Source organism: Acinetobacter sp. 1124_18A (genome assembly GCF_052824995.1).
In genome coordinates this window covers 470,343-496,393 of sequence record NZ_VTDF01000002.1, presented here as the reverse complement: position 1 = coordinate 496,393, position 26,051 = coordinate 470,343, and the positions used below count along the sequence as shown (strand labels likewise).

21 protein-coding genes are annotated in these 26,051 nt (G+C 38.8%); 7 read left to right on the top strand and 14 right to left on the bottom strand.

The window, feature by feature from the left end; translation table 11 throughout:
• Nucleotides 1-42 precede the first annotated feature (42 nt).
• From FY048_RS06805 to ahpF, 3 genes are all read left to right on the top strand, one after another.
• The gene (locus FY048_RS06805) at nucleotides 43-603 is read left to right on the top strand and encodes a chromate transporter (protein WP_446090613.1); all 561 of its coding nucleotides are present in this window, start codon (nucleotides 43-45) and stop codon (nucleotides 601-603) included.
• Nucleotides 603-1,124, top strand: a complete 522-nt coding sequence (locus FY048_RS06800; protein WP_209733388.1) for a chromate transporter — start codon at nucleotides 603-605, stop codon at nucleotides 1,122-1,124. The genes FY048_RS06805 and FY048_RS06800 overlap by 1 nt, the downstream gene beginning before the upstream one ends.
• A gap of 179 nt (nucleotides 1,125-1,303) precedes the next feature.
• Nucleotides 1,304-2,869, top strand: a complete 1,566-nt coding sequence (ahpF, locus tag FY048_RS06795) for an alkyl hydroperoxide reductase subunit F (RefSeq protein WP_446090612.1) — start codon at nucleotides 1,304-1,306, stop codon at nucleotides 2,867-2,869.
• 53 nt (nucleotides 2,870-2,922) lie between these two features.
• Here the strand turns inward: ahpF and FY048_RS06790 are convergent, their stop codons facing one another.
• From FY048_RS06790 to FY048_RS06755, 8 genes are all read right to left on the bottom strand, one after another.
• Nucleotides 2,923-4,929 (bottom strand): esterase/lipase family protein, encoded by a 2,007-nt coding sequence (locus FY048_RS06790; protein WP_446090611.1) that lies wholly within the window; start codon nucleotides 4,927-4,929, stop codon nucleotides 2,923-2,925.
• 115 nt (nucleotides 4,930-5,044) lie between these two features.
• The gene (locus FY048_RS06785) at nucleotides 5,045-5,986 is read right to left on the bottom strand and encodes an ABUW_2363 family tetratricopeptide repeat lipoprotein (protein ID WP_446090610.1); all 942 of its coding nucleotides are present in this window, start codon (nucleotides 5,984-5,986) and stop codon (nucleotides 5,045-5,047) included.
• A 105-nt stretch (nucleotides 5,987-6,091) separates the two neighbouring features.
• Nucleotides 6,092-6,907: a serine O-acetyltransferase gene (cysE, locus tag FY048_RS06780; RefSeq protein WP_003651295.1), complete on the bottom strand. Its 816-nt coding sequence runs from the start codon at nucleotides 6,905-6,907 to the stop codon at nucleotides 6,092-6,094.
• The gene (locus FY048_RS06775; protein WP_446090609.1) at nucleotides 6,900-7,739 is read right to left on the bottom strand and encodes an RNA methyltransferase; all 840 of its coding nucleotides are present in this window, start codon (nucleotides 7,737-7,739) and stop codon (nucleotides 6,900-6,902) included. Before FY048_RS06775 ends, cysE begins: the two co-directional genes overlap by 8 nt.
• A gap of 14 nt (nucleotides 7,740-7,753) precedes the next feature.
• A complete protein-coding gene (gene dnaE / locus FY048_RS06770; protein WP_446090608.1) occupies nucleotides 7,754-11,317 on the bottom strand; it encodes a DNA polymerase III subunit alpha in 3,564 nt (1,187 codons plus the stop codon).
• Between the two features lie 199 nt (nucleotides 11,318-11,516).
• Complete coding sequence (locus tag FY048_RS06765) at nucleotides 11,517-12,584, bottom strand: type II asparaginase (RefSeq protein ID WP_198495981.1); 1,068 nt, start codon at nucleotides 12,582-12,584, stop codon at nucleotides 11,517-11,519.
• A 686-nt stretch (nucleotides 12,585-13,270) separates the two neighbouring features.
• Entirely contained in the window at nucleotides 13,271-14,578 is a 1,308-nt protein-coding gene (locus FY048_RS06760; RefSeq protein ID WP_424612973.1) for a dicarboxylate/amino acid:cation symporter, read from the bottom strand.
• A gap of 476 nt (nucleotides 14,579-15,054) precedes the next feature.
• Nucleotides 15,055-16,485 (bottom strand): pyridoxal phosphate-dependent aminotransferase, encoded by a 1,431-nt coding sequence (locus tag FY048_RS06755; protein WP_446090607.1) that lies wholly within the window; start codon nucleotides 16,483-16,485, stop codon nucleotides 15,055-15,057.
• 239 nt (nucleotides 16,486-16,724) lie between these two features.
• Here FY048_RS06755 and msrB point away from each other — a divergent pair, with 239 nt between their 5' ends.
• The 4 genes from msrB to FY048_RS06735 all read left to right on the top strand — a co-directional run bounded on the left by msrB (nucleotide 16,725) and on the right by FY048_RS06735 (nucleotide 19,168).
• On the top strand, nucleotides 16,725-17,144 hold the full coding sequence (gene msrB, locus FY048_RS06750; RefSeq protein WP_004792889.1) for a peptide-methionine (R)-S-oxide reductase MsrB: 420 nt from the start codon (nucleotides 16,725-16,727) through the stop codon (nucleotides 17,142-17,144).
• The gene (locus FY048_RS06745) at nucleotides 17,141-17,626 is read left to right on the top strand and encodes a glutathione peroxidase (RefSeq protein ID WP_003651303.1); all 486 of its coding nucleotides are present in this window, start codon (nucleotides 17,141-17,143) and stop codon (nucleotides 17,624-17,626) included. Before msrB ends, FY048_RS06745 begins: the two co-directional genes overlap by 4 nt.
• An 8-nt stretch (nucleotides 17,627-17,634) precedes the next feature.
• Nucleotides 17,635-18,471, top strand: coding sequence for an AraC family transcriptional regulator (locus FY048_RS06740; RefSeq protein WP_446090606.1), 837 nt, complete (start codon nucleotides 17,635-17,637; stop codon nucleotides 18,469-18,471).
• A gap of 64 nt (nucleotides 18,472-18,535) precedes the next feature.
• The gene (locus FY048_RS06735) at nucleotides 18,536-19,168 is read left to right on the top strand and encodes a LysE family translocator (protein WP_446090605.1); all 633 of its coding nucleotides are present in this window, start codon (nucleotides 18,536-18,538) and stop codon (nucleotides 19,166-19,168) included.
• Nucleotides 19,169-19,218: 50 nt separating this feature from the next.
• Here the strand turns inward: FY048_RS06735 and dapC are convergent, their stop codons facing one another.
• From dapC to FY048_RS06705, 6 genes are all read right to left on the bottom strand, one after another.
• A complete protein-coding gene (gene dapC / locus FY048_RS06730; protein ID WP_209830906.1) occupies nucleotides 19,219-20,388 on the bottom strand; it encodes a succinyldiaminopimelate transaminase in 1,170 nt (389 codons plus the stop codon).
• Between the two features lie 25 nt (nucleotides 20,389-20,413).
• Nucleotides 20,414-23,077, bottom strand: coding sequence for a [protein-PII] uridylyltransferase (glnD, locus tag FY048_RS06725; RefSeq protein WP_016138449.1), 2,664 nt, complete (start codon nucleotides 23,075-23,077; stop codon nucleotides 20,414-20,416).
• Between the two features lie 27 nt (nucleotides 23,078-23,104).
• Nucleotides 23,105-24,313 carry a formate-dependent phosphoribosylglycinamide formyltransferase gene (purT, locus tag FY048_RS06720; protein WP_446090604.1) on the bottom strand — a complete coding sequence of 403 codons (1,209 nt, stop codon included), beginning with the start codon at nucleotides 24,311-24,313 and terminating at the stop codon, nucleotides 23,105-23,107.
• 112 nt (nucleotides 24,314-24,425) lie between these two features.
• Nucleotides 24,426-24,815: a tautomerase family protein gene (locus FY048_RS06715; protein WP_446090603.1), complete on the bottom strand. Its 390-nt coding sequence runs from the start codon at nucleotides 24,813-24,815 to the stop codon at nucleotides 24,426-24,428.
• Between the two features lie 130 nt (nucleotides 24,816-24,945).
• Nucleotides 24,946-25,287: an L-valine transporter subunit YgaH gene (gene ygaH, locus FY048_RS06710; RefSeq protein ID WP_446090602.1), complete on the bottom strand. Its 342-nt coding sequence runs from the start codon at nucleotides 25,285-25,287 to the stop codon at nucleotides 24,946-24,948.
• 1 nt (nucleotide 25,288) lies between these two features.
• Nucleotides 25,289-26,011, bottom strand: coding sequence for an AzlC family ABC transporter permease (locus FY048_RS06705; protein WP_446090732.1), 723 nt, complete (start codon nucleotides 26,009-26,011; stop codon nucleotides 25,289-25,291).
• Nucleotides 26,012-26,051: the final 40 nt, after the last annotated feature.

Below are 26,051 nucleotides of genomic sequence, written 5' to 3'. Positions count from 1 at the left end.
GTAGCATTCTATTTGAGTCAGATAAAGTGAAAAGTAACGAAAATGAACCATGTTGAGATTGCCGTGCAGAAGGAGAGCGTACCAACCTGCACAGAACTATTTTTAGGTTTTTTAACATTAGGTTTAATCGGATTTGGTGGTGTATTGCCTTTAGCGCGTAAAGTCGTTGTAGAGCAGCGGCAGTGGCTAAGTCCTGAAAAATTCACTGAATTACTTGGGTTATGCCAATTTTTACCAGGCGGCAATATTATTAATTTATCTGTTGCGATTGGCATGGAGTTTCGTGGTGTTCGTGGTGCAGTCAGCTCCCTGATTGGTTTAATCTTTGCGCCAACAGTCATTGTTGTACTTTTACATTATGTCTATGAGCAGTTTCAAGATAACCTCATGGTCAAGCATCTTTTTGAAGGATTGGCCGCCGCCGCCGCTGGGCTACTCGTGGCAACAGGCTTAAAAATGCTCAAGCCTTTATTACGTAATCCACTAGCGATCTGTGTAGTCGTAGTGGCAATTGTCAGTATCGCTTTTCTGAAAATATCCTTACTGATAACTATGCTAGTTTTATTGTCATTTTATTCAGCCATCATTTGGAGACGTGTGTAATGGGTGCAGTTCTACTGACTTTAGCCATCATTTTTACTCAGTTATCACTTATTGCTTTTGGTGGCGGAAATACAATTTTGCCTGAAATGCAACGTCAAGTGGTTGATATCCATCACTGGATGACAGCACAAGAATTTAGTGCATTATTTGCCATAGCTCAAGCAGCACCTGGTCCGAACATGATGATTGTACCTTTGGTGGGATGGCATGTAGCAGGGTTGTCAGGTCTGCTTGTGACATCTACTGCTAAGTTTTTACCTTCATCAATCATTACAGTGTTTGTCATGAGAGGCTGGTCAAAATTTAAAGATAAGAAATGGCGCCGTGTTTTACAGCTTGCTTTACAACCCGTCACCGTTGGAACAGTACTTGCCAGTGCGTGGATTATTTCTGAGGCGGCTGCAATAAATACTTTACTGATTATTATGGTGGTTATTGCAACTTTATTATCTTTAATTAAGAAAGTTCATCCTTTGCATGTCCTGATTGCTGGGGCTGTATTTGGTGTTGTTTTACTCTAGTTTAACCAGTTTGCCGACCTGCGCTGGATGAGTTCAGGTCGGCTTTTTTTGATTCAAGTAAATAAGAATAAAATCTAAAAAACCGATTGAATCTATAAAAACATACTATTTTACCTATTTTGTGTTTTAACGTACTATGTATCTATTGAAAGAATTTGGATGCATTGGAGTAAAAACAGATGTTAGATCAAAACATCAAAACTCAATTAAAAGCTTATTTAGAACGTTTAGAAAGTCCAATCGAATTAGTTGCTGCTTTAGATGAATCAGATAAAGCGGCTCAAATTAAAGAGTTAGTAACCGAAATTGCTGAACTTTCTGACAAAGTAACTGCCCGTTTTGATGGCAACAATACACGCCGTCCAAGCTTTGGTGTAGCTAAAGCAGGTCAACAACCTCGTGTGTTCTTTGCTGGCTTACCGATGGGCCATGAGTTTACATCTTTGATCTTGGCCCTGTTACAGGTGTCTGGCTATGCACCTAAAGTGTCTGATGAAGTGCTGAACCAGATTAAAGGTTTAAACCTCAAAGCCAACTTTGATGTTTTTGTATCGCTAAGCTGTCATAACTGTCCTGATGTGGTACAGGCGCTTAACCTGATTGCGATTTATAACCCGAATACAACCGCAACCATGATTGATGGTTCATTCTTCCAAGACGAAGTGGAACAACGCAAAATCATGGCGGTTCCAATGGTGTTCCAAGACAATGAACACATTGGTCAAGGTCGTATGACCCTTGAAGAGATTGTGGCAAAACTCGACACCAACTCAGCTGAAAAAGATGCAGCGGCATTGAATGCCAAAGATGCTTTTGATGTATTGGTGATTGGTGGTGGACCTGCGGGTGCAACGGCTGCAATCTATGCGGCACGTAAAGGTATCAACACAGGTATCGTGGCTGAGCGCTTCGGTGGTCAGGTCATGGATACCATGGACATTGAAAACTTCACTTCTGTACAAAAGACTCAAGGTCCTAAGTTTGCTGCCGAGATGGAAACACATGTTCGTGAATACGATGTTGATATCATGAACCTGCAACGTGTCAGCAAAATCACAGGTGCAAACCAAACGATAAATGGTCTGGTTGAAGTTGAACTTGAAAACGGTGCAAAACTTGAATCGAAAACAGTAATCCTTTCTACAGGTGCACGTTGGAGAGAAATGAATGTACCGGGTGAACAAGAATACCGTACCCGTGGTGTTGCGTACTGCCCACACTGTGATGGTCCATTGTTCAAAGGCAAACGTGTTGCCGTGATTGGTGGCGGTAACTCAGGTGTTGAAGCTGCAATTGACCTTGCAGGGATTGTTGAGCATGTCACTTTGGTAGAGTTCGATACCAAACTACGTGCTGACCAAGTCTTGCAAAACAAATTGCATAGCTTGCCAAACACCACTGTGATTATGAATGCCTTAAGTACGGAAGTGTTAGGTGACGGATCACAAGTGACAGGTCTTAAATATAAAGATCGTGCGACCGAAGAAGAACATGTGGTTGAGCTTGCAGGGATCTTTGTACAGATTGGTTTATTGCCAAACACTGACTTCTTGAAAGACAGTGAGCTTGAGTTAACCAATCGTGGCGAGATCATTGTAAATGACCGTAATGAAACCAATGTAAAAGGCGTGTTTGCTGCGGGTGACTGTACTACGGTTCCGTACAAACAAATCATTATTGCCACAGGTGAAGGTGCTAAAGCATCACTCTCTGCATTTGATTACATCATCCGTTCGGGGCAGTAAAATTTAGATCCAGAAACAAAAGAGCCAAAGGTTATCCTTTGGCTCTTTTTATTTTATGGTTTATATAAACCATGTTCGACTAAATGCTCTCGTAAAATACGACGCAGTTCTAAAACGGCTTGCGGTGTTAACTGAATTGAATGTCCACCTGGAAGAACCTTCTCAGATTTGGCACCCTCTAAGTGAGCACTCTTATAAGGGACAATACCATCAGTAATGACATTTGGATCATCGCTCTTGGTAATATTTCCCATAATTGAGTGAAAAACTAAACCTTGATGTGGATTAATATTTTCCGTGAGTTCCATAAATTTGGACTGATGGCTCAAATCACTTGGACCATTTTGAATCAAACCATTATCAATATTACTTAAGAAATCTTTAACATCTAAATTTTCAGTGGTGAGTGAAGTCGCTACGGCTGACAAAAATGCGCCCGGTAAACGAATAATTTTACGCGCCGCTAATGTAAACCATCGATCTGCATAATCTGTACCTCGATGAGGAGAAGCCAAGAAAATTGCGCGATCAAAATTATTAATTGAATGCATTTGCAATCGTTCAGTAACCATTGGATGTTTCTTAAAGCGGTTTTGCTGACGTGTCGTCATTAGCTCTAAAGCAGGCTTGGTAATATCGCCATCACTTACCAGTAAACGGCTAATAATACCTCCCATACTATGTCCAACCAGTACAGCATCATGTGCAGCAGGATCATTAGGGTTCAAAGAACCAAAAGCTTGCTTAAGAAGGGCATAAGTTTGGAAACGGCTTTCCAGAATCGGCATATTAGTCGAATAGAAAACTTGCCAAACTTGATAATTATCTCTTAAAACCGTATCACCCATAACATCATTGGTCAAAGCAATCCATGCCTCAGGACTACTTGCGAGCCCATGGACTAACACAATAATTTTCTTATTTGGATTATAAGGCTCAAGCATGTAGAGATGTGGCATGGTCAAATGCTGATCACGATCAATTAGACTTAAATAAGCCGCTACACCTAAATTATTTTCAGCTAACCATAAACCATAAGGCGCTGAAAAGTTGGCTGCTAGAGGATATTGTTTACCTGCTACACTAATATTATCGGTCCGGTATGGATCATAAACCCGAATTACGAATTCAGGATTATTAATAATTTCTTCAACAGTGGTTGCATGTTTTGGTTCAGCTACAATAGTTGCAGCCAAATAACGTGCATGATGAATATTTGGATTAACACCATTTTTATAATTGTATTTAAGTGGGTCTAAAATATATTCATTAATATCTTCGCTTCCTGAACTCGGAAAAACAGCGACAAATTCAGACCCAAAACCATCACGACGGTTAATCGTTCTTAACCCTGAAAAATTTAAGTTATAACTTGAAATTAATTTTTCTAATTTTTGACCCGTTAACTGTCTATGAAATTCAAAGTCAATTGAATACACACTTTTACCAATATGAATTTGGGGTTCGACACCATTTTTTTGGGGATGTCTCAAATCATAAACACCGACCATTTTGGCAATTGCCTGATTATAGAAGTCTCGAATCTGAACTTGTCTATTATCAAAAATACGGTCAGTGGGCTGACGCTTCGTTGCAAATAGATAGGCATAACTATAACGAATACTTTTATCTAGTAAATTTAATTGTTGGTCTAAGCAATCATGATATTTATTTTGAATATTTGTTTTTTCTTCTTCAGACTTATGTTTAGCAAATCTACTCATTTTGCAATCCGAAGAATCTGATAAAGCCATTGCTTTTGCCAGATACATTTCACTTGCAGCTGATAAGAACTGTTCATCTAAAATTTGAGGTAATTTTTTGAGTTGATTTACACAGTTATCAGGGGTGTCTGTACAAACTTTAGCTTCCTGACCAGACATCGATAAAACATTCAGACTTGCTTCGCTGAGTTTATCTTGCGTAAGAATACTATTACGTTCATTTGCAATCGTTACGTTCAAAGCTTGCTGTTTAACATTGACGACCTGACAACCACTCAGAATTGAACCGAGTAGCATGACCGTCAATAGTGTTTTGCTTCTTTTTATTGGAAACATTATGGTCAAAATATAGTGGCTCAATGGTAGGTAGATCATACAAATTTTAAAGTATTTTTCAAATGATCAAATAAAAAAAAGGGCTGTCAAAACAGCCCTTTTTATCTAATTAATCTTATTTTTTTGATGTTGCAGTAGAAGTAGCAGGAGACATTGCAGGGTTAGTTAAAACTTGCCATACATTCCAACGACCTTGTTTTTCAATCTCTTGAATTAAACGGTCAGCAATTTCCGATTCATCTGGATATTTAACTTTATAATTCTTAAGCGTCTGGATCGCATTTTTCTTTTGCTCCATCGCAATATAGTTATTTGCAGCAGCTAAATATGCTTCTTGAACATTACCTTTAATCGCTTTATCTAAATATGGAATCGCTTCGCGTTGACCACCACCTTCAGATAAGCCAAAACCGAACCAGAAGTTTGCTTCTGCATCATCTGGGCTAATTTTTAAAAGTCTTTGAGCATATTCTAAAGATTTAGTAGTGTGAACGGTTCCTAAATCAAGGTTACGTGCAAGAACACTTGCTTTAAAAGCACGAAGCAAAATATCAAATGACGCATTTGGGTTTGCAGCAAGTGTATCAAGTTGCTGTGTTACTTCTTTAAGTTTACTTTCAAAGCCTTTACGTTCTTGGCGGTCAGTAAAGCGTGGTGGATAGTGACGAGCTTTGCCTTCCACTAACTGTAAGAAGTCATCAATACTCGTAACATCAATTTCATTCTCGCCAGCTAAAACTGCATATTTCATTGAGCGTTGTGAATTATTTACAGTTGGGACAATCAGTTTATTAGTGTCGAGAGTAAGTTGTTTGGTTGGGTCATCTTGACGATTAACCACCATTTTTGTTACCGGCTGTGCAGCAGCGTCTTTTAACGCAACTTCAAATGCTGGCGGTTGATCATAGTTAAATGGATTTAGTGCATAAAAAGGAGGAGTAAGCTCTGGTTCCTTGAAAACAAAAGGCTCAATTTTTTGTTGTTTTACAGGTGCCATTGTACAAGCTGTTAAACTTGAGGTCGCAAGGATGATATATGCCAAAGGCTTAAAATTCATAGGGTCTTCCGTTCATTTTAGTAAAGTCAGATTTGGTAGTGGTAAGTCTAGGAAAAGCTAAACCGACATGCAAGAGTAAGCGTGTTACATTATGAATCAAGAATATTACGTTTTTGATATCTTGTTTTGTGCGCCACATTCACGACGCACTTCTTCAAGAATTTTTAGCTCTTCATCACTAAAAGGTTGTTCATCTTGATTTTCTTTTTTGAAGCTAGGGTCTAGCTCTGATAAACGCTGGCATAAATTATTCATACGCGTTTCATTGTTCTGAATACGATCAAGCAAAACGCGCATACCTTCTAAAATAGGGTCTGACTGATCAGCAGTTGTCGCATATGGGGCAAAACCAATACTTTGTGCATAATCACGACGACGTGCTTCATCTTTATCGTTATTTTTGTCGGCATCTTTATAAATATAGCGAGCAGGATTGCCTACAGCAGTTACACCAGCAGGAACAGCTTTAGTCACCACGGCATTTGAACCGACTTTGGCGCCTTTACCTACCGTAAATGGACCCAAAATTTTCGCACCGGCACCAACAACTACACCATCTTCTAAAGTTGGATGACGTTTGCCAGTCTTCCATGTTGTACCACCTAAGGTAACACCATGATAAAGCGTAACATCGTCACCAATTTCAGCAGTTTCACCAATCACAACACCCATGCCATGATCAATGAAAAAACGCTTACCGATTTTAGCGCCCGGATGAATTTCAATTCCTGTTGCAAAACGGCTAAATGAAGAAAGTAGGCGAGCTGCACCTTTACAGTCTTTTTGCCATAATTCATGTGCAACCCGATGCATCATAATTGCATGAATACCAGGATAAGTAGTAAGAACTTCGAGTGTATTGCGGGCAGCAGGATCACGCGCAAATACAGCCTTTATATCTTCTTTAAGCTGCTTAAGCATTGGGTTGATCCTCCTTGTCAGATAATGCTTTTTTCCATTTACCACTCGTTAAAGCTTGTACGCGACTAAAAATACCGCGAAGTAAATGATATTCCATACGATCTAATTGTATACGACCAAACAGACGACGCAAGCGTAAAGGCAATAAACGTGGATTTTCTGGATCTAAAAATTCAATTTCAGTCAGCATTTTTTCTAGATGAGGATAAAACTCTTCCATTTGTTGCTGAGTCACCAAAGGCTCATCCCATTGCATGCTTTGGCCTTGCACTAATGGCATTTCATCTACAGTCTGATCGACTTGGTCTTGTTCCAGAGCAGACATTCGAAGTTCGTAACATACGACTTGAATCGCTTGCGCAACATTTAATACGCCATAATCCGGATTGACAGGAATCGTTAAATGATAATTTGCCAGTGCTAATTCTTCGTTAGTTAAACCACGGTCTTCACGGCCAAAAACAATAGCAATTTGTTGTCCCTGAGCGGTTGCTTTAATGGCTTCTTTAGCCGCAGGTCGCACATCAAGTAAAGGCCAAGGAATGGTGCGGCTACGTGCACTTGTTCCAAATACTAAATGACAATCTTTAATCGCATCTTCTAAGGTATCTACAATTTCAAGATGTTCAAATAAATCTTGGGCACCAGCAGCAAGCGCTTGTATATCTGGATGAGGATATGTTTTAGGTGCTACAAGAACTAATTTAATTAGTCCCATTGTTTTCATGGCGCGTAAAGCACTACCAATATTGGCAGGTAAAGTTGTATTTACCATGACAATACGCACTTGTGCTAATTGTTTTGACACGGTGGTGTGGTCAAACGAACTCATAAGATTTCCAGAAATTACGAATATTGAGAAACTTCGCTTTGGTATAAATCCAATGCATCGTCCATAGACATACCCGCAGGAGGTGAGGCAACAGCATGTGGACGAACAGGGTCTGCTGCTTTAGCTGCTTTCGACTTTACTTGATACTCAATATAAATATTATCTTTACCAAAATAATCTCTGAGTTTAGCAAGTAATTCGTCTAGAGGAGCGACTTTCCATTGTGGACCAAACTGAAGCTCGGCTTGAGCATAGGGTTGATCAATCTGTAACTGTAGAGCGATATGCTGATGCATATCTACATTGCAAAATGGCAAGATCATGTTTTGCAGATCTTTTGCCAATGTTGGCTGCATGAACTCTTCTGTTAATTTGATTTGAATACTGTTAGCACGTTTTTGTCTAATTTCATTTAAGGTGAAAGCTTTGGTTAAACGTCCCATTGGACGATCAAAGCCTTCTCGTTCATAGATTTCGCCTTCGAAAACTACAACACGCTCCACTTGAACGATATCTTTAAAACGTTGGAAGCGCTCATGGTTACAGCTGACTTCAATACGTGCTGTACCATCATCAAGTACAATAACAACTCGGTTAGGGAAGTTTGCGACATCAATAACCAAACCTGCATAAACCGTAGTAACGCCACGACGTGTAGCGGTAATTTCATTGAGTTTTACAGGAATAAAAGCTTTGAGTTCTTGTCGGTAAACATCAATTGGATGGCCTGTTAAATATAATCCAAGTGTATCTTTTTCGCCTTTAAGACGAACTTCATCACTCCACGGCTTAACAGGCTTAGCTGGCTTGCGCTGAACTTCTTCAACTTCACCAAATAAATCCATAATACCGCTTTCACGATTACTTCGAGCTTGTTCAGCGGCTTGAACAGCTTCAGGCAATTGCGCCATTAAGCTTGCACGTTCAATCCCTAAGCAATCGAGAGCACCCGCACGAATTAAAGCTTCAAGAGTACGCTTATTGATTTTTTTCAAATCAATACGATGGCAAAAATCGAATAGATCTGTATAAGCACCAAATTGTCGACGAGAGTCAATGACTGACTGCATTGCTTGTTCGCCGACACCTTTAATTGCACCTAAGCCGTAAACAATGGTTTTATCATTACTTGCATGGAAATGATAAGTCGACATATTGACCGATGGTGGTAAGACCTCAAGATTATTATTTCGGCAGTCATCAATCAAAAATACAACACTGTCGGTGTTTTGCATTTCCGATGTCATTACGGCTGCCATAAACTCGGCAGGGTAATGAGCTTTTAACCACGCAGTGTGGTAAGCAACTAGCGCATAAGCAGCGGCGTGAGATTTGTTAAAACCATAGCCTGCAAACTTTTCCATATAGTCAAAGATATGGTTGGCGGTGCTTTCATCAATACCTTTTTCAGCAGCACCTTCTAAGAAAATTTGGCGCTGCTTAACCATTTCTTCGGGTTTCTTTTTACCCATTGCACGGCGTAATAAATCTGCGCCGCCTAATGTGTAACCTGCACAGATCTGTGCAGCCTGCATCACCTGTTCCTGATAAACCATAATCCCGTATGTTGGCTCTAATACACCTTCGAGAAGCGGATGGAGATATTCAAAATCTCCACCATGCATACGGTGAATAAAGTCAGGAATCAGGTCCATTGGACCCGGACGATACAAGGATACGAACGCAATAATTTCTTCAAATTTGCTTGGGCGTGCTTCTTTAAGCATCCGTTTCATGCCGACGGATTCAAACTGGAATACCGCTGTCGTATTTGCATCGGCAAAGACAGAATATGCTTTAGCGTCGTCAAGAGGAACATGCAAGATATTGAGTTGATCATTACTGTCGCGGTTTTTATTAATATTTTGAATCGCGTCTTCAATAACGGTTAAGTTACGTAAGCCCAAGAAGTCGAACTTGACCAGACCCGCTGCTTCTACATCGTCTTTATCATATTGAGCAACGCGGTTTGTTCCATCAGCATCACAGAGTACAGCTGAGAAATCGGTAATTTTACCTGGTGCAATGACGACACCTCCGGCATGTTTACCTGTATTTCGGGTTACACCTTCTAATTTTAATGCCATTTCCCAGATTTCGCTTGCATCGTCGTTATCTGGGTTAGATGGATTAGTCACGATATCTTTAAGCTGAGGTTCCATATCAATAGCGGTAGCTAAATCCACACCGAGTGGTTTGGTAGGCACCATTTTTGAAATACGGTCAGCTAAACCGTAAGATTTACCCAATACACGCGCAACGTCACGGATTGCACCTTTTGCTGCCATGGTTCCGAAAGTTGCAATTTGTGAAACGGCTTCGCGACCATAAGTACGTGATACGTAATCAATAACGCGGTCACGTCCAGCAATACAGAAATCGACGTCAAAGTCGGGCATCGATACACGTTCTGGGTTCAAGAAACGTTCGAAGAGTAGATCGTAACGAAGAGGGTCAAGGTCTGTAATTTCTAAGCTATAGGCGACTAATGAACCTGCACCTGAACCACGACCTGGCCCAACAGGAACACCATTACTTTTTGCCCATCGAATGAAGTCCATGACGATGAGGAAGTATCCTGGGAAACCCATTTTAAGGATAATACCGACTTCATAATCAATTCGTTCATCGTAAGGCTTACGAATCTCTGCCCAGTCCTCGCCACGTTTTTCAACAGGGTAAAGATAATTTAAGCGCTCTTCCAAACCTACTTTTGATAAATGTTCAAAATAAGTGTCGATGGTAAAACCATCTGGAATTGGATAGTCAGGTAAAAAGTAAGTACCGAGTTGTAGTTTAACATTGCAGCGCTTGGCAATATGATAGGTGTTCTCGATAGCACTAGGAATATCGGAAAACAACTCGATCATTTCATCTGAGGTTTTAAAATGCTGCTCAGGGCTATACGTCCGTGGACGGCGATTATCTGCTAATACATAACCATCAGCGATACAAACTCGAGCTTCGTGTGCCTCGAAATCTTCTTTTTCTACAAAGTGCACATCATTATGTGCAACTACACCAACATTATATTGTGCAGCAAGCTTAGCTGCTTCTTGAATAAAGTCTTCTTCCCCGGGACGGTCAGTACGTGTTAAAGCAAGATAAACACGGTTACCAAACTTTTCGAGCCATGCTTCTAAAAGGGGAGCAGCTTTTTGAGGGTTAGATGAGCAAAGCATCTGACCAACATCACTATGCTGGCCAAGTAAAACGATAATGTCTTGATGCTGTTCAAGTACCCATTCTTTTTGTACACATGGAATACTGAGCTGTTGTCCTTCAATAAAACCGCGTGAAACGATTTCGGTGAGACTTTTCCACCCAACATCACTCATTGCAAGTAAAGTGACACGATGTTGAGCATCATCAAGTCGAATTGTGCTACCTAAAAGCGGCTTAATTCCTTTTTTTAAACAAGAATTATAAAACTTTACCGCCGCATGGAGGTTAGAGAGATCAGTTAATGCCAACGCAGGCATTTGGTCTTTAACCGCAGCATTGACCAAGTCAGGTATGCGAACTATCGACTCTGTAATCGAAAATTCTGTATAAATACCTAGATGAACAAACTGCATAAACCAATCCTTAATGCGACCGCAGCATAGTTTAACACGCAAAGTTAAAAGGAAATGGTTAATATTTTGGCAAACTGTTAAGGATTTTATTATTTAAGAAGAATGAGTTGAACATCTATTGTACAGATTTAATATAAAAGACATTATTTTTATAAAATATGACCAGCTCAAACATCTAGGTTTGAGCTGGTTGAAAAACTTAGTACTGCCAGAACATGCGTTGAATTTCTTTAGCATCGGTAGTCTTGGTAAGAGCTAATGCTGCAAGAAGACGCGCTTTCTGAGGATTTAAATCATGTGCTGCTACCCAGCCATATTTAGAGTCAGGTTGTTCTGCATCACGCACTACAAAACCTTGTGGAACACGTGATGAGCGGATAATTTGGATACCGTTATTGTCGTGAAGATTTTGTAAAGTTGGTACGATATAGTTAGCAACTGAACCGTTACCAGTACCTGCATGGATAATCGCTTTAGCGCCAGCTTTTGCATATGCTTCATAAGCATCTGGAAGCATAGAGTCTGAGCCATAAACGATCTGTACCATTGGAAGTGCATCACCTTTAATATTTTCAATATTAAATTCTGAAGCATTTGTAAAACGTTTTACAGACTGTCTGAACCAGTATGGCTTGCCTTCAACTAATGTACCTAAAGCACCCCATTGGCTAACAAAAGCATTTGTATGAATGTTAATGCCTTTGGTTACATCACGCGCAGCAAAAATTGAGTCGTTCATGAGAACCATAACGCCTTTATTTTTTGCATCATCAGAAGCTGCTAAAGCAACTGCACTATAAAGGTTAAGTGGGCCATCTGCTGAAAGAGCAGTTGAAGGGCGCATTGAACCAACAATAACAATCGGCTTATCGGTGTGAACAACCAGATTTAGGAAAAATGCTGTTTCTTCTAAAGTATCTGTACCGTGAGTAATCACAACACCATTAACAGATGGTTTTTTTACCAGCTCATTTACTTGACGAGCAATTTGTAATAATTCCTTGTCAGTAATACTTTCAGAAGCGACCTGTAATGCCTGAATACCAGTTACATTCGCCAAATCTTTGATTTGTGGAACTGCATTAATTAAGGCATCAACTGGAACTTTCGCAGCAGTGTAAGTTGCACTGTTTGTTGAATTTGCGCCAGCACCTGCGATAGTACCGCCAGTGGCAACAACAACTACATTGTTTTTTGCATAAAGTGGGAGAGAGCAGGCCAATAAGCCCATCGCTAAACCTAAAGATTTAACAGTTTTAGTCAACATCGAAAATATCCTTATGAAGTGACGAAAGTAAAAAAGTTTGTCGAATATGTCTGCTTTTCCTAAGCAAAATACATACCATGTAAAACATATTCGTAACTTGCTGAATAAGAAGCATCCCTGAATAGCATTTTGTTTCACCAACAATTACTTAGTCATTGCTTTTATTCAGCGTTAATAAATATCATGAATAAAATAAAAAATCTATTAAGTTTTTCTAATTTATCTCGATTTTTTTGCTTTTTAATATAAAGAAAGCAAATGATTTTTTTATCTTTATAAAATTAAAAAATAATGGGTGTGACGGGGTTTTATTTACCATTTGGTATTTATATTGTATTGATTATAAAAATTTTTATTTGTAAATGAAGTTATATAAATTTTTTAGTAGGGAAACTAAATAATAATTACAATAGTTTAATATAATTAAGTTTTAATAAAATGAATTAAAATTTAATCACTTGATGTTTATTTCTAAGAATATAAATTCTGTTTGGGTAATTTTTATTCTCTTTTTAAGGTTTACTTTAATAAAATTTAATAGGGGTTAAAGTACATTTTTTGGTTCATTATTTAATATGAAAATACAGATAAATTTTTATTGTTTAATTTTAGAATAAAAAGAAGAGCAATTTTATAAGGTCATATAAAATTGCTCTTAAGTTGGGAGAGTGGGAGAAAAGAGAAACTTAAGCGGTCGTTTGTTCTTGAGTTGATTTAATTAATACAGGCTCTGGTAGCTCTTCAGTGTCAGCTACTTTATCACCTTCAAGTTTAGCAACTACGGCAGTAGCAATACTGTTACCTACTACGTTTGTTGCAGTACGACCCATATCAAGGAACTGATCGATACCAAGCAATAAGAGAATGCCTGCTTCAGGTAAATGGAACATGGTGAGTGTTGCTGAAATAACCACGATAGAAGCTCGTGATACACCCGCAATACCTTTACTTGTCACCATAAGCGTTAACAGAATTAAGATTTGTTGAGTGAAGCTAAGATCGATGTTGTAAGCTTGAGCAATAAACAGTACTGCAAACGTGGTGTACATCATTGAACCATCTAGGTTAAATGAATAGCCCAAAGGTAATACAAAGCTAGTCACTTTTTTAGGTACACCAAATTTATTTAGTGCATCCATTACTTTAGGGTAAGCAGATTCACTTGAAGCTGTAGCAAAAGCAAGCGTTACAGGTTCGCGAATTAATTTGCCTAAGCGGAAAATATCTTTTTTAAGTACGATTGCACCAACAGAGAACAAAATAATCCAAAGCAACAGAAGACCGAAATAGAACTCAGCGATTAAAATACCGTAGTCAACAATCAAGCCTAAGCCTTGTACTGTAATTGCAGAAGCCATTGCAGCAAATACTGCAAAAGGGGCGAACATCATGACGTAATCGGTAATACGGAACATGATCTTGCTAAGTTCTTCAGTCAAACGAATAATGACAGAGTCTTTTTCTTTACCTTGATTTACAAAAGCAAGAGCTGAACCAAAGAAGATTGAGAAAACGAGTACTTGTAGGATGTCATTGTTGGCCATTGCTTCTGCAATGCTGCGTGGGAAAACATGGCTTAAGAATGATTGTAGTGTAAAGCCAGTGGTCGCTGGGAGAGAGGCGCCACTAAGTTGTTGAGCTGTTGGTAATGCTAAATCTAAAGCTGCACCAGGTTGGAAGAAGTTAGCTAAACCCATACCGATTGCAAGCGATACAAACGAAGCAGTAATAAACCAAGTCATTGACTTAAGTGTAATACTTCCAATTGATGTAGATTTCCCCATTGATACAATGCCTGAAACAATTGTGGCAAATACCAATGGAGCAATAATCATTTTGATTAAGCGTAAAAAGATGTCTGAAATAATGCTGAAATAAGAAGCGATCTGTTTGAGTTGTTCACCTTCATTGAAAAAGTGGTGACAAATCCAACCTGTTAGTATGCCGAGTAAAATAGCAATAACAATATACTTGAGCAATTTCTTTTGCTTCATATGAACCTCTATCCATTTGATTCAATCATTCTTTGATGGGATTTGAATGATTGAAAGCTTTCCTTGTTAGTTCAGTCCGGTCGTTCTACCGATTTTATCTTCCTAGATATCTGTATCTGTTTTAACCGAATCGAATATGGTGGTGTTGTTATGGAAAAGGATTGTTGCTCGATTTTGAAGCAGTGTGAAATGCAAAAATATATTGATCCATGCATTTTTTGCATAATGAAGATTGAGAGAAATGTGAAATTACACACAAATTTAAACGTATGGTAAAAAATATATAAATGAATTTTTAAACTGAATTTAAAAGTTAAAAGAACTAAATTTCTAATGAAAAGTTTTTAACTTCAAAGAGTTATTTTTGAATGGACAGGAAGGTGGGGTGTTTGTGATAATTCTTTTTTTTAAATTAATAAAATAGAATTATCAAAAAAGGCATCCAATTTAAGATGCCTTTTTTGATATGCATTTTTTTAACGACGATTGGCTAAGAAACGACCTAAGCGAGTAATTGCTTCTCGTAATTCATTTTCAGCAGGTAAAAAAACCACGCGAAAATGATCTGGAGTTGGCCAATTAAAGCCTGTACCTTGAACCAATAACACTTTTTCTGCACGTAATAAATCAAGCATTAACTTTTCATCATCTTCAATTGGATAGATGTTCGGATCGAGGCGAGGGAAACAGTACATTGCTCCTTCTGGTTTCACGCAGCTTACCCCTGGAATTTCATTTAGCATTTCCCAAGCAATATTACGCTGTTCGTATAAACGGCCACCTGGGCGAATCAAGTCATTGATTGATTGATAACCTCCGAGGGCGGTTTGAATCGCATATTGAGCTTGAACGTTTGCACATAGGCGCATAGATGCCAACATATCTAAACCTTCGATATAGTCAGCAGCGCGGCTTTTATCACCGGTAATTGCCATCCAGCCTGAACGGAAACCTGCAATACGATAAGCTTTTGACAAGCCGTTAAAAGACACGCAAAGCTGGTCACCCGCTAATGAAGCTACTGAAACATGTTCAATACCGTCATAGATAATTTTGTCGTAAATTTCATCAGCAAATAAAATTAGATCGTATTTTTTCGCAAGCACAACAATCTGTTCAAGAATATGACGTGGATATACTGAACCAGTCGGGTTGTTCGGATTAATAATGACAATGCCGCGTGTGTTCGGCGTAATTTTACTTTCAATATCAGTAATATCTGGATACCAGCTATTTTCTTCATCACATTTATAGTGGATTGCTGTACCACCTGAAAGATTAACAGCTGCTGTCCAGAGAGGGTAATCCGGCATTGGAATTAGCATTTCATCGCCATCATCTAATAGGCCTTGCATCGCCATGACAATGAGTTCAGATACGCCATTACCGATATACACGTCATTCACGTGCATATTTAGAATGCCTTTTTGCTGGTAATACTGACAAATCGCCTTACGAGCAGGGAAGATACCTTTTGAATCAACATAACCAATTGCATTTGGCAGGTTTAAAGCAACGTCATTAATAATTTCTTGTGGGGCTTCAAAACCAAATGGAGCAGGGTTGCCGATATTTAGCTTAATGATTTTATGTCCTTGCTCTTCCATTTCATTGGCGGCTCGTAATACTGGTCCGCGAATGTCATAACAAACATGCTCAAGCTTCGATGATTTCTTTATTTCTCGAGAAGTTGGCATGGATTGGAGGGTAGCAGTATTTTTAGACATAGCTGGATTCACTTTTGCATATCGGTATAAATAACTTTTAAATGTTTTAACTGTTACCAAATTTAGATCGTGTTGATCTTTTAGTAATTCAACAATTTTTTCATGGGTAAAGCCCGATTGCTGATACTGTTTGATAACTGGTAATAGTTGCTGGAAAAGCACACTTTTTTTCTGAGACATGTTTTGTCCTATACAACCGTGCCAAACAAGAATAGCACCATCTTTGCTTCCTTGGAAGAAAATAAAACATAAATTTGCTTACTTTTGATTTTGAATTTTGCCTACTTTTTGCTTTCTATTGCTTAGATGATTAAATTCCAACAAATTTTACGTTCAGAGACTAGTGTTTTTGTGATGAATGGCGTAAATATAAAAACTCAATCATCAGAAATGTTTACATCAGAATAAAGGTGCATGTCATGGGAAAAGTCAATAAAACAGACCGGGAATGGCAAAGAGAGTTATCACCAGAAGAGTATCGGATTACACGACAAAAGGGCACTGAACCTGCATTTACGGGGCAATACTGGAATACTAAGCAACATGGTACCTATGTCTGCCGTTGCTGCGGCGCAGAATTGTTCTCATCAGATACTAAATATGACAGTGGTTGTGGTTGGCCTAGCTTCTTTAAGCCGATTGAGCCAACTGCAATTGAAGAACATGACGATTTATCGCATGGTATGGTCAGAACTGAAATTGTTTGTCATGATTGCGAAGCCCATTTAGGGCATGTTTTTGAAGATGGACCACAGCCGACTGGTTTGCGCTATTGTGTAAACTCGGCATCATTACAACTGAAATCACAAGAAAAAAATGATGAGGAAACCTATCCATGAGTAATATTTATCAGTTTGAAGCTGAACTGTTAGAGGGTGAAGTTAAGCAATTAGCTGATTACAAAGGTAAAGTTTTACTAATTGTAAATACTGCGAGTAAATGTGGTTTTACACCACAATTTGCTGGCCTTGAAAAACTTTATGAGAAATATAAAGATCAAGGTTTGGAAGTTTTAGGTTTTCCCTGCAACCAGTTTGGGGGGCAAGATCCAGGTAACAATAAAGAAATCGGTACGTTCTGTCAGCGCAACTATGGGGTGAAATTCCCGATGTTTGCAAAAGTTGATGTAAAAGGACCGGAAGCTCATGTGATTTTTAGATATTTAACACGTGAAGCTAAAGGTATTTTAGGTAGTAGCACGATTAAGTGGAACTTTACCAAATTTTTGGTGGGAAGAGATGGCGCTGTGTTAAATCGCTATGCTCCTACGACTAAACCAGAAGCTTTAGAAGCTGATATTGAAAAAGCATTAGCAAGTTAGTAAATTCAATGAACGCTATTCCCCAAGATTTTGAGTTTTGGCAAGATGGGCGAATGCCTTATGTTGAAACTAGAAGATCTTGTTTTAGCCGAATATGTTATAAGTCTCATAGTCATCCAACATTTTCAATTGGAGCTATCGACGAAGGGAATAGCGTTTTTCAAAGCTCATTTGGTACAGCACAAAAGATTTCTGCCGGCACATTAGTCATTGTGCCTGCTCACATTGAACATTCTTGTAACCCACTGCCTGATCAGGCTTGGAGTTACCAGATGCTACATCTGGATATATCTTGGCTTAATCAATGGTATGCCGAATTTCAAAAAGAGGGCTTTGATTTAAATTTGCCCCAACATAGACCTCTCATTATTAAAGATGAAAATTTATATCAGGCTTTTTCTGACATGAATGAAACTTTATTTGATTCTCAAAAATTAATTCTCGAAAAAGAACAGTCGCTTATATATTGCCTTACACAGTTGTTATTACCTCATTTTATATTTGAAGAAATACAGAAAACTCAATATTTGTATGAAAGCTTTTTGGACTTGATTCATATTATTAAATCATCCGAACGATTTATTTCTTTAGAAGAGCTTGCACAGCAGGTAGGTCTTAGTCGATATGCTATTATTCGTCTATTTAAAGCCAATGTTGGCTTAACACCCCATGCATTTCAAATTAATTTAAAGGTTAATCAGGCCAGAGCACAATTAAAACAAGGCATTCCACTCGCAGAGTTAGCTGTAAATTTAGGCTTTAGTGATCAGAGCCATTTTCATAAAGCTTTCAAAGCCCATACAGGAATCACTCCTCGTCAGTTTCAACTCGTTGCCGCGCAATAATTTACAAGAAATTATTTTTCTCTATTTTTAAGCTATTCCATACTGTTTTACAGATGAAACCGTTATGGAAGTTTTTTTAGTTATCGCCTTTACTCACTTTTTAGCTTTGTTATCTCCTGGACCTGACTTCTTTCTGATTCTCACCAGCCTTTTGCAAAAAGGTTCGCGTTATACGTATGGTGTCATTATGGGAATTACTTTTGGTAATGCCTTGATTTTGATGGCGTGTATGTTTGGATTTATGGTGCTTGGAAATTTGAGTACGAACATTCTTTTAGTACTTAAATGGCTTGGGGCGGGGTATTTGGTTTATTTGAGTTACCTTTGTTTTAGTGCGGCTCGGTCTGGCACCTTAACTATTGCTATTGAAAAAAATGGTTTGATGGATCAAGAGTATCAACAGCACGATAAAGTTAAGAGTTTAATGTTAGGAATACAATCTAGTCTTCTTAATCCGAAAAATATTATGTTTTATAGCAGCTTAATGTTGCTCATTCAGCATGACTTTAATCTGCTTCAAAAATTGCTGATGAGTACGTGGATGACTGGGGTTGTGCTTGGTTGGAACTTATTATTGGTTCGCTTATTGTTTCAAAATCGGGTTCTAGAACAGATTAAACGTTCTGCTAAGGGCTTATATTATTGCTCTAGTTTGGCTTTTATATTTTTTGCAGTACTACTGGTTATTTATAGTTAATGTAGTGTACAGCCTTTAATATTACTAAAGGCTGTACAATTTACTTATGCTTAGAGAATTGCTTTTAAACGCTTAACCACTTCTTCGCATTGCGCTAAATCGGCAACTAAAGCCATACGCACATGATTTTCCCCAGGGTTACCTTGATCTGTGTCACGAGATAAATAACGGCCAGGTAAAACCTTAATATGTGCTTTTTCCATTAACATCTTGGCAAAAGTTTCATCATTATCAACTTTTAACCAATAATAAAAACCAGCATCTGGCTTTTGCAGAGGTAATAAGTGACCTAATTCGTTTTGGAATAAATCAAATTTTGCACGATATTGCTTACGGTTTTCTTCAACATGGTTCTCATCATTCCATGCTGCAATTGATGCAAGCTGATGTTGAACAGGCATTGCTGCACCATGATAAGTACGATACTGCAAATATGGTTTTAATAATTCTGCATCACCAGCAACAAAACCTGAGCGTAAACCCGGTAAGTTTGAGCGTTTAGAAAGTGAATGGAATACGACACAGTTTTTATAGTCATCACGACCAAGTTCTGCACAAACTTCTAGCAAACCTGTAGGTGCTTGATCGAACCAAAGCTCTGAATAGCATTCGTCAGAAGCAATAACAAAATTATATTGATCAGACAAGGCAATTAACTTTTTGAATTGCTCTTTAGAAAGCACAGTACCTGTTGGGTTACCTGGTGTACATACAAAAAGAAGGGCAGTTTTTTCCCATACTTCTGCGGGTACCGCATCAAAATCACCTAAATAGCCATTTTCTTCGGTGCAATTGATGAAATAAGGTTTTGCGCCGGCAAGTAGAGCTGCACCTTCGTAAATTTGATAAAACGGATTCGGCATTACCACATACGGTGCGTCTTCACGGTTAATGAGCGCCTGAACAAATGAGAAAATCCCTTCACGCGTACCAGACACTGGCAAAATGTGGTTTTCAGCACTAATACTATTAAGTTTAAAGCGTTTAGTTAACCAGTCTGCAATACTTTGGCGAAGCTCAGGTAAGCCTTTGCTGTTTGGATAAGTTGATAGATGATTGAAGTTGTCAATAATTGCCTGTTTAACAAACTCTGGTGCTGGGTGCTTCGGTTCGCCAATTGATAGTGGAATCAAAGGAAGATGAGCAGGAGTAATATCCTTAAAAAGCTGGTTTAACTTTTCAAATGGATATGGGTGCAATAACGACAAGCTAGAGTTCATTAAACAGTTACCAGATAGTTGAGTTTCAGTGCTGACAAATTTGATTAGATGCTTCATCTAATGCAGCTTTAAGCTTTTCCGAGAAGAGTTTGACCTCTTCGTTATTTAACGGTTTTCCATCTTTTTTCGTGACAAAGAAAATATCTTCGGCACGTTCACCTAAAGTTGCAATTCTAGCTGAATGGATGTCTAAACCTTGCATCATAAACAAGCCACCTACACGTGCAAGTAGACCGGGGTGATCGAGTGTTGAAATTTCAACCATGTTTTGCTGTAACGCTTCATTCAATGTTACGTCAACTGTATTTTCAATATCGAAGTGGCGTAGTTGACGTGGAATACGGCGTTGCATAAGTCCCGGATATTGGTCTGGCTGACTAAGCGCCTTCACTAATGCAGTTTTAACTGTTTCTTCGCGTTCAGGATCGGTTAGTAATGTACCAAAGCGATCGAGCACAACATAGGTGTCTAAGCTAAATGCGGTACTTGCTGTGATAATTTTTGCATCCTGAACGTCTAAGTTCATACGGTCCAAAACTGCCACAGTCGTTGCAAAAAGGTTGGGTTGGTCACGCGTATATATAAAGATTTGCACGGCATCTTGAGCAGCTTTACGATGAGCACGTAACAGAACTAATGGTTCTGGATTGTCGCCGTGTTTCAAAATTGCTTGAGTGTGCCATGCAATTTCATCTGCCGATTCTTTAATGAAGTATTCATCGCCTAGTTCTTGCCATACTTTTTCAACGTCTGCCAATGAGAAGTTATTTACCAGTAATTCACTTGCTGCAAATTTAGTGTCTTCAATCAGCATTTGATAGTCAACAGGACGACTTAAACCTGTACGAATGACATCACGGGCATGCGTATAAAGTTGACGCATAAGCGAGGCACGCCATGTATTCCACAGTTTTGGATTTGTCGCATTAATATCTGCAACTGTTAAAGTATATAGATAATCAAGATGTTCCATATCGCCAAGTTTTTCGGCAAAATCTTTAACAACATCTGGATCGGAAATATCCTTTTTCTGAGCAGTTAAAGACATGAGCAAATGGTTGTGGATGAGCCATGCAATTAATTTACATTCACGCTCTGTAAAGCCGTGTGCACGTCCAAACTCAATCGCATCTTCTGCACCAAGTTCACTATGGTCTCCACCGCGGCCTTTGGCAATGTCATGAAATAACGCAGCAATAAATACAATATCTTGACGGGCGAGACGTTGGAAAACTGAGCTTACAACAGGGAACTCTTTAGCAAATTCTGGTTCTTTAAAACGGTTTAAATTGCGCAGTAATAATAATGTGTGTGCATCGACTGTATAGATATGGAATAGGTCATATTGCATAAGGCCCATAATCTGACCAAAGGCTGGAATATAGTTTCCTAAAACACCATATCGTTTCATTGCTACCAAGGTATCGTATAGACGATAAGGTGAGCGAATGATTGACATAAATAGTGCTTGATGCTCAGGATTATCTCGAAAATTTTGGTTAATACGTTTTGCAGCAAGAATAAGTAAGCGTAACGTACGAGCGCGGATACCTTCAATATCTGGTCGATTAGCTAAAATATAGAATAGTTCTAAAATAGCACTTGGATGTTCTGCGAAAATTTTGTGGTGCTGTACGGCAAGTTTATTATCGACAATCTTAAAGTGATCATTAACGACTTCAATTTTACGTTCGTAATTTGGTAAACGTGGAGTAATCACCGATTCGCTAAAATAGGCCAACAACATTTCATTGAGTGTTGAAACCTGTTGAGCCGTACGGTAGTAGCGTTTCATGAACTGCTCGACACCGTAATTTACAGGCTGACCTTCTTGACGAGTGTAACCAAATTGAGCCGCAATTTCTCTTTGATGATCAAACAGAAGACGGTTTTCATCACGCTTCGCTAAGCGATGTAAATGGTGACGAATTTCCCAAAGAAAACTTTCAGCTTCTTCTAAAACGTTTAATTCAAATTCTGAAATAAAGCCTAAATGAACTAAGTCATAAATGCGGTTTACGCGGAAATGACGCTTAGCAATCCAGCCAATCTGGTTAATATCACGAATGCCGCCAGGCGCATTTTTAATGTCAGGTTCTAAGTTGCTTTCAGTATTGTTGTGTTGGTGGTAACGCTTAGCTTGTTCAGCCATTTTTGCATCAAAAAATGTTTTGTCTGTCCACGTTTGCGAAACAATTCGACGCGGCCATTTTGCAAGTTGACTATTACCCGTAATTAAACGAGCTTCGATGAGTGTAGTTGCAACAGTTAAATCGGTAGCAGCTTGTTCAACACAGCTTTGAATGGTACGAACGCTAATGCCGGGCTTGAAATTGCCAACATCCCATAAAGAGGAAATGAATGTAGAAATGCGTTTTTCATTTTCTTCGTTAATTTCATGTTCCGATAAAATCATGATATCAACGTCGGAATAGGGCAACATTTCACGGCGCCCATAACCACCCACAGCAAAAAGACCTAGTCCTGTCTGGTCAAGTTCGGCATGTTTCCACAAAAAGATCAGTGCTTCGTCAACGAGGTCTGAGCGCGCTTTAATGACTTCCCGAATAGATTGCCCATTTTCATATGAATCCTGCAATTGCTTTTCTACATCCGTTCGCCATTGATTAATGGCTTTAATATCATGATGGCTTGTAACGTAGTTCAGCAATGGCGATGTATTGATCATGAAAATGGGTCTACCAAAAAGTAAATATTAAGAGTTGGTGTTTACGCTTACTTGATCAGCGGTTTCTTTCGCTAAAGTACGAGCAAGATCCGTATTTTCTGCACGCGCAGTTGCCACACCCATACGACGTCGTTTGAAACCTTCTGGTTTACCAAACAGGCGTAAGTCGGTATTTGGGTTAGCCAATGCCGTATTTAAACCGCTATAGCTTAAGTTGTTAGCATCGACCCCTGCATAAATCACTGCACTAGCAGCAACACTATGGCGCGCCGTATTCACTGGCAATCCTAAAATAGCACGAGCATGCAATTCAAATTCGCTTTGAAATTGTGACGCTAAAGTCACTAGGCCAGTATCATGTGGGCGAGGCGAGACTTCACTAAACCAGACCTTGTCGCCTTTAATAAACAGTTCTACACCAAAAATACCACAGCCACCAAGTGCTATTGTCACTTTATTCGCAATACGTTTTGCTTCTTCAAGCGCAGCAACGGTCATAGGTTGAGGTTGCCAGCTTTCTACATAATCACCAGCATCTTGACGGTGACCAATTGGGTCGCAGTAGTGAGTTTCGATTTCACCAGTTTCAGGGTTTTTAGCACGAACGGTAAGTAATGTAATTTCAAAATCAAAATCAATTTGAGATTCAATAATGACCGTACCTTGGTTAACACGACCACCTTGCATCGCATATTCCCAAGCAGTATCGACTTCATCGAAACTTTTTACACGAGACTGACCTTTACCTGAAGATGACATTACTGGTTTTACAAAGTTTGGATAACCAATATCATCAGAAGCAGCGCGGAAGCTTTCTAGAGAGTCAGCAAAGCGGTAAGCAGAAGTAGGTAAACCAAGTTCTTCAGCCGCAAGACGACGAATGCCTTCACGGTTCATTGTTAGGTTTACAGCTTTAGCGGAAGGAATAACAGTTGCAGTTTGGCTCGCTTCAATTTCAAGCAAAACTTCTGTAGCGATGGCTTCAATTTCTGGAACAATTAAATTCGGTTTAATTTTCTCGATGAGCTGTTTTAACTCAGTTGGATTAGCCATATTTAACACATAAGAAAAGTGTGCAACTTGCATGGCTGGCGCATGATCATAACGGTCGGCTGCATGTACTTCTACACCAAGGCGTTGTAAAGAAATTACAACTTCTTTGCCAAGCTCTCCTGAACCTAACAATAAAACTTTAAATGCAGAAGACTGAAGTGGGGTACCGAGTGTCACGCTCATGCGAATCGTCCTGACAAAATTATTTTTTTAAGCATAGCAGAACTTATGATGGAGTTAAGCTTTATGACACATAAAAAGATTAATTTTGTCGGACAATTAAGATGTCACTTTTTTAGATATTAACTTGATAATTTAAAAGCAACTCATCTGCATTTTTACCGCGGATACCCCAATTTTCTTTAGGGGTTTCAAAAATCGTAATTTCAATATCTTGAGGAGCTATTTTGCATTGTTCTTCAATATTGCGAAATAAAGTTTGAATGAGTTGTTTCTTAGTAGCTGGGGTACGTCCCGCAAACATTGAGAGTTCAATAATAATGTAGTGTTGGCTACGGTCCGAAGGATAGATAAAATTTCCAGGCTTAAGACTAATAAAACGCTGAAATCTTTTTTCGACAGGATATTTCAACTCTTGAATTAAAGCTTGATGGATTGCATGAGAAAGTAATTCTCGATACTGCATAATCGTTTGTTCATTTGCGTAAATTTTAACTTGTGACATTTTTATCTCTATGAAGTAGGTAAGATTATCTTTTTAATCAATTCAAAAATTAGATTTTTATGCCAGAAGTTTCAATCTTAAAGGCTTCTGGCTAGGTTTCATTTTATATAAGGAAGGTCAGTTTATCTATTTATAAAGGTAAATAAGTATAGATCAGGCCATAAACAATTGCGGCAGTTAACGTTGCCGAAACAATTTTCTTAAATTTAAAATAAAGACCTGCTAAAACCAGAAAGCCAATAAGCATGGCTAAGCTTTTATCAGGATTTTCAAGAAGTGGTGGAAGAGTGGCAACCACAAGCATGGCACTAATTGCAGATATACCAATACAACCCAAAGCAATTTTTAGCCATACTGAACCACGTCTTTGCTGTGTCCCTTGTAGCTTTTGTATAACAAAGAATGGTCCAAAACGTGAGGCAAAATTGGCAATACCAACAATGATACCGACCAGAATAATCTCTAGGTTCATTTTAAACTTCGACCTCTTCTTGTTGTTTCAGCACATAATGTTTAAACAAGCCGGCTAAAATGCCTGAAAGAATACCTATAAAAATAGCCGCAGATAGGTTAATCCAATAGCATGACAACGCTGAAACGACTAAAGATACAGCAACTACAAGGCTATGCTTTCGCTCAAATGCCGCTAATAAAAAACTTAAAAATAAAGCAGGTAATAAGAAGTCTAAGGCTGCTTGTAAAAACTTGGGAAGATGAGCGACTTGATCTGCAAATAATCCGCCTAACAATGAGCCAGTTGCCCAAGCCATCCAACTAAATAGACTTAAGCCTAACATCCAAGACTCGGACCATTGCTGACGACGTTGTGACAGTTGGATCATTCCACTGGCAAAAACTTCATCTGTTAAGCCCCACGCCCACAGCGCCGTTTTTTTTAGATTTAATTTGTTTGGAATCAGATTGTATAGCGCTGGTCCATAAAGTACATGGCGAATATCAAGTGCAATGACTGTTAATGCAGTTAACCAGATAGATGAACCACTGGCTAAAAGTGCAACAACTAAGAACTGACTGGCTCCAGCATACATTGAACAAGATAGGAAAAATGCTTCCCATGGTGTAAAACCAAACTGAGATGCAGAAACGCCAAAGGCAAAAGAAACGGGTAAATAGGTGAGTACGATAGCTTGGCTATCTTTGGCGCCTTGCCAAAAAGTTGCCGTTTGGGCAGGCATCAATTGTTGTTCGGACACAATACACCTTGGCAATAAACCA

Bases quoted from the DNA above. Each gene is read 5' to 3' on its own strand.
- FY048_RS06805 (WP_446090613.1), top strand. From the start codon at position 43: ATGAACCATGTTGAGATTGCCGTGCAGAAGGAGAGCGTACCAACCTGC.
- FY048_RS06800 (WP_209733388.1), top strand. From the start codon at position 603: ATGGGTGCAGTTCTACTGACTTTAGCCATCATTTTTACTCAGTTATCA.
- ahpF (WP_446090612.1), top strand. From the start codon at position 1,304: ATGTTAGATCAAAACATCAAAACTCAATTAAAAGCTTATTTAGAACGT.
- FY048_RS06790 (WP_446090611.1), bottom strand. From the start codon at position 4,929: ATGTTTCCAATAAAAAGAAGCAAAACACTATTGACGGTCATGCTACTC.
- FY048_RS06785 (WP_446090610.1), bottom strand. From the start codon at position 5,986: ATGAATTTTAAGCCTTTGGCATATATCATCCTTGCGACCTCAAGTTTA.
- cysE (WP_003651295.1), bottom strand. From the start codon at position 6,907: ATGCTTAAGCAGCTTAAAGAAGATATAAAGGCTGTATTTGCGCGTGAT.
- FY048_RS06775 (WP_446090609.1), bottom strand. From the start codon at position 7,739: ATGAGTTCGTTTGACCACACCACCGTGTCAAAACAATTAGCACAAGTG.
- dnaE (WP_446090608.1), bottom strand. From the start codon at position 11,317: ATGCAGTTTGTTCATCTAGGTATTTATACAGAATTTTCGATTACAGAG.
- FY048_RS06765 (WP_198495981.1), bottom strand. From the start codon at position 12,584: ATGTTGACTAAAACTGTTAAATCTTTAGGTTTAGCGATGGGCTTATTG.
- FY048_RS06760 (WP_424612973.1), bottom strand. From the start codon at position 14,578: ATGAAGCAAAAGAAATTGCTCAAGTATATTGTTATTGCTATTTTACTC.
- FY048_RS06755 (WP_446090607.1), bottom strand. From the start codon at position 16,485: ATGTCTCAGAAAAAAAGTGTGCTTTTCCAGCAACTATTACCAGTTATC.
- msrB (WP_004792889.1), top strand. From the start codon at position 16,725: ATGGGAAAAGTCAATAAAACAGACCGGGAATGGCAAAGAGAGTTATCA.
- FY048_RS06745 (WP_003651303.1), top strand. From the start codon at position 17,141: ATGAGTAATATTTATCAGTTTGAAGCTGAACTGTTAGAGGGTGAAGTT.
- FY048_RS06740 (WP_446090606.1), top strand. From the start codon at position 17,635: ATGAACGCTATTCCCCAAGATTTTGAGTTTTGGCAAGATGGGCGAATG.
- FY048_RS06735 (WP_446090605.1), top strand. From the start codon at position 18,536: ATGGAAGTTTTTTTAGTTATCGCCTTTACTCACTTTTTAGCTTTGTTA.
- dapC (WP_209830906.1), bottom strand. From the start codon at position 20,388: ATGAACTCTAGCTTGTCGTTATTGCACCCATATCCATTTGAAAAGTTA.
- glnD (WP_016138449.1), bottom strand. From the start codon at position 23,077: ATGATCAATACATCGCCATTGCTGAACTACGTTACAAGCCATCATGAT.
- purT (WP_446090604.1), bottom strand. From the start codon at position 24,313: ATGAGCGTGACACTCGGTACCCCACTTCAGTCTTCTGCATTTAAAGTT.
- FY048_RS06715 (WP_446090603.1), bottom strand. From the start codon at position 24,815: ATGTCACAAGTTAAAATTTACGCAAATGAACAAACGATTATGCAGTAT.
- ygaH (WP_446090602.1), bottom strand. From the start codon at position 25,287: ATGAACCTAGAGATTATTCTGGTCGGTATCATTGTTGGTATTGCCAAT.
- FY048_RS06705 (WP_446090732.1), bottom strand. From the start codon at position 26,011: ATGCCTGCCCAAACGGCAACTTTTTGGCAAGGCGCCAAAGATAGCCAA.